Annotated in this window: 6 protein-coding genes and 1 tRNA gene; 2 read left to right on the plus strand and 5 right to left on the minus strand. The window is 42.6% G+C overall.

Translation table 11 applies throughout. The features are described from left to right. Positions 1-46: 46 nt before the first annotated feature. From B092_RS0102890 to tehB, 4 genes are all read right to left on the minus strand, one after another. Complete coding sequence (locus B092_RS0102890; protein ID WP_018573743.1) at positions 47-442, minus strand: cupin domain-containing protein; 396 nt, start codon at positions 440-442, stop codon at positions 47-49. Positions 443-623: 181 nt separating this feature from the next. Beyond that, entirely contained in the window at positions 624-1,979 is a 1,356-nt protein-coding gene (locus tag B092_RS0102895) for an esterase-like activity of phytase family protein (RefSeq protein ID WP_018573744.1), read from the minus strand. Between the two features lie 99 nt (positions 1,980-2,078). Further along, positions 2,079-2,444, minus strand: coding sequence for a hypothetical protein (locus tag B092_RS0102900; protein ID WP_018573745.1), 366 nt, complete (start codon positions 2,442-2,444; stop codon positions 2,079-2,081). An 85-nt stretch (positions 2,445-2,529) separates the two neighbouring features. Next, positions 2,530-3,153, minus strand: coding sequence for a tellurite resistance methyltransferase TehB (gene tehB, locus B092_RS0102905; protein WP_018573746.1), 624 nt, complete (start codon positions 3,151-3,153; stop codon positions 2,530-2,532). Between the two features lie 262 nt (positions 3,154-3,415). On the opposite strand from tehB, the gene B092_RS0102910 reads away from it, so the two are divergent. After that, a tRNA-Asn gene (locus B092_RS0102910) sits at positions 3,416-3,491 on the plus strand. Positions 3,492-3,655: 164 nt separating this feature from the next. Here the strand turns inward: B092_RS0102910 and B092_RS0102915 are convergent. Further along, positions 3,656-4,561: a cation diffusion facilitator family transporter gene (locus tag B092_RS0102915; RefSeq protein WP_018573747.1), complete on the minus strand. Its 906-nt coding sequence runs from the start codon at positions 4,559-4,561 to the stop codon at positions 3,656-3,658. 338 nt (positions 4,562-4,899) lie between these two features. On the opposite strand from B092_RS0102915, the gene B092_RS0102920 reads away from it, so the two are divergent. Further along, positions 4,900-5,724, plus strand: coding sequence for a class I SAM-dependent methyltransferase (locus B092_RS0102920; RefSeq protein ID WP_018573748.1), 825 nt, complete (start codon positions 4,900-4,902; stop codon positions 5,722-5,724). Positions 5,725-6,051: the final 327 nt, after the last annotated feature.

A 6,051-nucleotide genomic window follows, 5' to 3' on the forward strand; every position in this document is an offset into this window, starting at 1 on the left:
GAATTACGATATCAATAACTCGAGGGTCTCTGCAAGACTGGCTTAATTACTCCGTGGTCTTACCGTCAAAATGCTCTTCTTTTTCATTGGCCTTGACATCAACCACCACGCCGTCAACATGCTCAGGTGGACCATACAATGTGTACAGTTTCAATGGCACATCACCGGTATTGATAACATTGTGTTTAGCGCCGGCTGGTACAACCGCACCAAAATCAGCCTTTACCTCGTACTCTGTTTGATCAATCAGCAATTTACCCGTACCCTGCTCAAAACGGAAGAATTGGTCGTGCGTATCATGCACCTCCTCACCAATTTCCTCACCCGGCTGAATCGCCATCAGCACTAACTGAAGATGTTTACCTGTGTATAAAACCTTGCGGTACAAGTCATTATCTTCTGTTAGTTCTTCGATATCGTCACAGAAACCTTTTTTAGACATAAGCTGCTCCTAATTATCGTTGCTTAAAGTTAACATGCCGTTAAACTTAACATTTAACGCCTCACTTAATTCTAATATCTTAAGCCATCTTGCAGTGTATTAAACTGTAAATGTCATATTTTTAATAAAAACCCCTCCTGAGCTGGATAGCAAGGAGGGGCTTGGCAAAGGTAGTCAGTTATTACTTAGCGTCTAGCAATGATCGAACATCTAATAGGATCAACTCATTGTCATCAGCCACGTTTGGTTCACGACTACTTGATTTAGGATAGTTATTATCATTACCCACCACAATATAACGATCCTCTACCACATCAACGTTTTCAATCGTAAAGAACGGGAACTGGAACTTGCCATCAACCAATGCAACTTTGGACTGATGATTAGGATCCTGAATATCCATCAAGTCAATGTAACCGACTTTACGAACCATTTGCTCTTCAGGATTAAGCTCTACTTTGTAGACTCGCTTAAAGTTAGCGACATTATCAAAACAGCGCGTGACATCTTCACCGTCTTTACACGCCTTATCAGCCGTCCCCTCAGTATCATCACGCTCAATGATTAGGCCATAGCGCTCATCAATCATATTAAAGTCACCAATCGAATGCTTCGCATCCTCTAATGGATAGAACCAAGATTTACCGGTGTACTTGTCATCACCTAAAGCGAACTCTAAAATACGCAACACAGGCTGACCATCAACGCTTTCAAAGGCTTTTTTCTCACTATCCCAAAGCACACCCTCTAATAGAGGATATAAGGTTTTACCGTCTTTTGAAGACGCCATGCCCTCAAACCCTTTAGAGCGACGAACTTGAAACTCAGGCATACTGCCATCAGGGCTGCCCGGTAACACCATACCCGGATAGTCAGGCGACTTGACTACTTTGCCATTGACTTCAGTTTCAAAGATATCGATCACATTACCTTGACGATCTAATTTGATTAGGAAAGGACCAAACTCATCTCCAATCCAAAAGTTATCGCCAACGACTTGAATACTTTCCGGGTCAAAATCCTCACCGGTTAAATAACGACTTTCTGTGTCTTCGTGTGTAATTCGGAAAGGTATTTTTTTATTAGGATCTTTAAGAAACACGGTCTCTAAGTGTTCCCACTGATCATTTTCAAAATCAAGTTTGTATAAATTAAAGTACAAAGCGCTATCGCTGGAATTCAACTTATTGCCAAGGCCGTTATCGGTAAGAATCCAAAAAGTACCATCACCGTTATTGACAATGCCTGAATGACCTTGAATCGCTTGACCTTCAAAAGGAAACTTGATGCCGGTAGGACGACCGTTAGACTTGCCTTCAATGGCGCCCAACTCGTCTATGCGCTGCTTTTCATGAAACTTACCATTAACGCGCAAGTCATTAGGCGCATCATCAGGCACCTGTATTTTGGTATCACCGGCGATGATGAGATGACCGGCCAACGTCGCTGGGAATTGCTCTGCCGCAGAAACCGTGGTTGCAGTCGCTGCAAATGCAACTAATGTAGAGATTAACGTCGCTCTATAATTTAACTTCATTGTTTTTCCTAAAATGTTCAGAATGAAAGCAAATGAAGTATAGAGATCGTTTTTTACAAAATGAAGACAATGCCCCTATTAATGCAGGCCAATCACCTACTAATTAATTAACTTGCGGAAAAAAGTCTCATTATCCTTGTCGCTAGGAGGGTCCTTGACCACAAACTCCTCACAAACACCTGTGGTGCTGGCAGCCATGAATTCGTGCATGGCTCTAAATGTCGCCACATCATCAGGATCCTCAATCTCAGACTCTTCGGCAAGACCACCTAAGCGAATCACCGTATCCCGACCAAACTCCTTGACCATTTCATCAAAAGAACAGCCACAGAAATTGGCATTTCTACTGCCGGCATAAAAAGTGCACGCATTGACAAAGTTAAAGCGGACGACAGTCAGATCACGTTCCGGATCATCGCCCTTTTTGCCACACGCTGCCAACAGCAAAACGGACAAAACGGGCACAAGAAGTTTACTAGATCGAATCATTAGATAATGTGGTTATATTAAAAAAATCAGTATGTCATTTTAAAATGACAATTCAAAGTACTTATAGTGGCTTTTTAGCAATGATGGTGGCAAATTGCATTTCGACAAAATTGCCGAAAGCATCACGACGATGCATTTGACCGACATCTTCGTTGTACTTTAAAAGCTCCCACCCATCATAGTAGGCACTTAATTCACCTTCTGCAAAGCCAAAACGAAAATCAGGCTGCATAGGATGGGCCGGCGTATTCATCGCTGACACAATGATATTAATACCACCGGGCAGCGTGGCCTCTTGCATTTCTTTGATAAGTACCGGAATGGTACTTGGCTCCAAAAACATCATAACTACAGTACATGCGATGACATCATAGCTTGACTCAATATACGGGTTCTGATTTAGATTTCTAACTGAGGGACGCACAGAGTCCACGCCCTCCGACTCGATAATATGCTGCATGATACCGATAGCATGGGGATTAACATCAAACGCATCGACCTGAAAACCATGCTGAGCCATATAAAAAGTATTACGACCACGCCCACAACCAACATCAAGTGCCTTATCACCAACAAAGTAAGGCGTCGCGGCGAGTACTTCCGAGTGAGTTGGACTTAAACCGTACTTTTCTACGAAATAGTTGTCAAGAAACTGTTTAGCTGAGTGTTGAGTATCTGTTGTCATTTTTAAAATTGCTAATGTTAGTAAAGGTAGTAACTAGTTTATCAATTTTTGAAAAATAATCAAAAGATTGAGTGTAGGGGTATTACCTAACGACTTAGGATATTAAAATTGCAACTTGCTTTTGTATAAAACAAGTCTTTTTGTTGTAATGTTGCAAAAACGTGTCATTTATGCAAAAAACACAACATTTTTATAAATAAATGAATAAAGGGCTTGCCATAACTTAAATTTCAGTACATAATACTATCTTTAGTTCAGCAGTTCCCCCATAGCTCAGTCGGTAGAGCGACGGACTGTTAATCCGCAGGTCACTGGTTCAAGTCCAGTTGGGGGAGCCAAAAACTCTGAACAGAATTAGCGTCTTGTAGATATTATTCTATAAGACGTTTTTTTATGCCCATACTAAAACAGCATACTAAAACCGCATACTAGAACAGCATAGAATGATGTGGACACACTTCAAGTTAGCGTGCGCCCACATCATCCATAGCACACCACCACCCTATTCTGTCTTCTCAGGAATCGGGTCAAAGTGCGTCAATACATAAGTTACCAATGGCACGGCCGCTTTGATACGCCGCTCCACCTCATCGGCGATATCATGGCCTTCAGCGATGGTCATCTTGGCTGGCAAATCCAAATGCACTTCCACTAAAACAAAGTCACCGGTTTTACGAGTTTTCAGATCGTGAAAATCAACTAAGCCCGGCGTATCGCGGATAGCATTGGTGATTGTATCGAGCGTTACTTTACCAACCGAACGATCGGCCAAATCCATGAGAGAGTTCCAAGCCATTTTCACGCCCATAAAGGCGATCATTGCACCAACGATCAAGGAAGCAACTAAATCAGCATAGCTTAGACCAAAAAAGTGTGCCGCTAAACCAATGGCTACGACCAACGATGAAATAGCATCTGAGCGTGCATGAAGCGCATTCGCCATAATAATGGTGGAATCAACGCGCTTGGCTACCTTGGCCATGTAACGGTACAACAACTCCTTAGCCATAATAGCAATCAATGCAATAACAAATGCCAGACCGGCACTAACCTCCATCTCATCAGCATTCTGGAGACGCCCTACACTTGTGGTAATAATTTGCATACCGACAATAATCAGCAGGACAGCAATAATTAGTACAGCAATGGTTTCAAACCGAAAATGACCATAAGGATGACAGGCATCCGCTTTTTCCTTAGCAAAACGATTCGCGACCAACACCACAAAATCCGACAACAAATCAGACACGGTATGCGTGGCATCAGCGATCAATGAATACGATTGAGTGATCAATCCAAAGATAATTTGCAAGATCGCCAAAAGCGCATTGACTAAAATACTGACAAAAGACGTTGAATTAGCCGCTTTATTCCGCTCACTTGCACTAACCCTAGTTGTTGTTGACATACCATTTACACATTAAATTAAGTTAAAACTAAACTACTAAAATTTATTATAAACGATTAAGAACAAGGCCCAGAAAACCCATTTGACTCTCAAACTCATTCGTATCTGTTATTAATTGTCACAAAATTTTTGCGCAATATAAGAAAAGCTTCCTACTCCTTTCTTCAAGATTAAACAGGAATAAGTTAAACTAGCAGGGAATTAATGTGATTTAATCGTTATTTCTAACGACTTTTTAATTTATATTGTTTCTACTTTAAAATAATAATCAAGCTGCAGAGACAGCAGGGTATATCAGACAGCGTCGTTATTCGCTATGCTTCTACGGAGTTGAGACATTGAGTAAAACAAAGCCCTGTCTGCAGGATAGCACTGCAGACACCCTGCTACTAACGCTTTATGCGCGTTCTATCGAATCGCAAAAGCCCCGCCCTCTCATTCAAGACGAGTATGCAGTCAAACTGGTCGAACAAATCGACTACAACTTTCACCTCTTTGACAATATACCGACGACCTCTGCCGCCATTGCCTTGCGATCAGTGCACTTCGACAAAGTCACCCGAGACTTTATTTGTTGTCACAAAAATCCGGTGGTCGTTATTGTTGGCTGCGGACTAGATACGCGTAAGCAACGCCTAGAAGACATATCCCATCAAGCTGTTTTTTATCAATTAGATTTGCCTGAAGTAATTGACTTAAGAGAGCAACTCCTACCTCCTGATAGTAATGAGCATTACATCCGTGGCTGCTTACGCAAAGCCGATTGGAAAGATAAGCTATTGAAAGACCACCCTGAGGGTGAGTTTATCTTTCTGATCGAGGGTGTGCTAATGTACTTTACAGAGAGTGAAAACCGTCAATTTATGACACAACTCGCTGAGCGATTTAGCGGTGCAGAGCTACACTGTGATATGTTTAATCATTGGATGAGTCAAAACACGGCATTTCATGAGGCCATCAGCCGAACCGCTGCTACCTTTAAGTTTGGACTCAATGACGAAAAGCAGATTGAGAGCTGGCACAGTAAGCTCAAGCATGAACAAACTTGGCTTCTCAGTGATTATCCGGACTGGTACCGTATGGGCCTACCCTTTGTCAGCCTGTATTTGGTCTATCATGCTGTTCGCACAGCGAGCAAGTTTCTTAAGTTTACAATTAAATAACCGAGGCAAGAAGTTTTACGGTCAACTACCCCGCCCTAAAGGGACGGAGCTTGTAAAAGCAAGCTGGGTTGACCAGGGTAAGCGGCTTTTATTGAGTCGCTCCGTTAACAACAGGTCGTTCAGACCCACCCTAGAGTGCTTCTTCAGCTCTAGGCACTGGAAAGACAGGTTCATGCAGGCGCAAGGTAAAACGCCGAAGGTTCTGTTTGCTGCACGCGCAGGAGCCGGTTGTTGACTTTCCCGAGGAGAGACAGGGCGAAAGCCCTGCGTCACGAGGCCCGTAAGGGCATTATTTAGGAGAAAATCGCGATGGCGGTTTTTGTGTTA

The organism is Oligella ureolytica DSM 18253 (assembly GCF_000373745.1).
Lineage (GTDB): Bacteria > Pseudomonadota > Gammaproteobacteria > Burkholderiales > Burkholderiaceae_B > Oligella > Oligella ureolytica.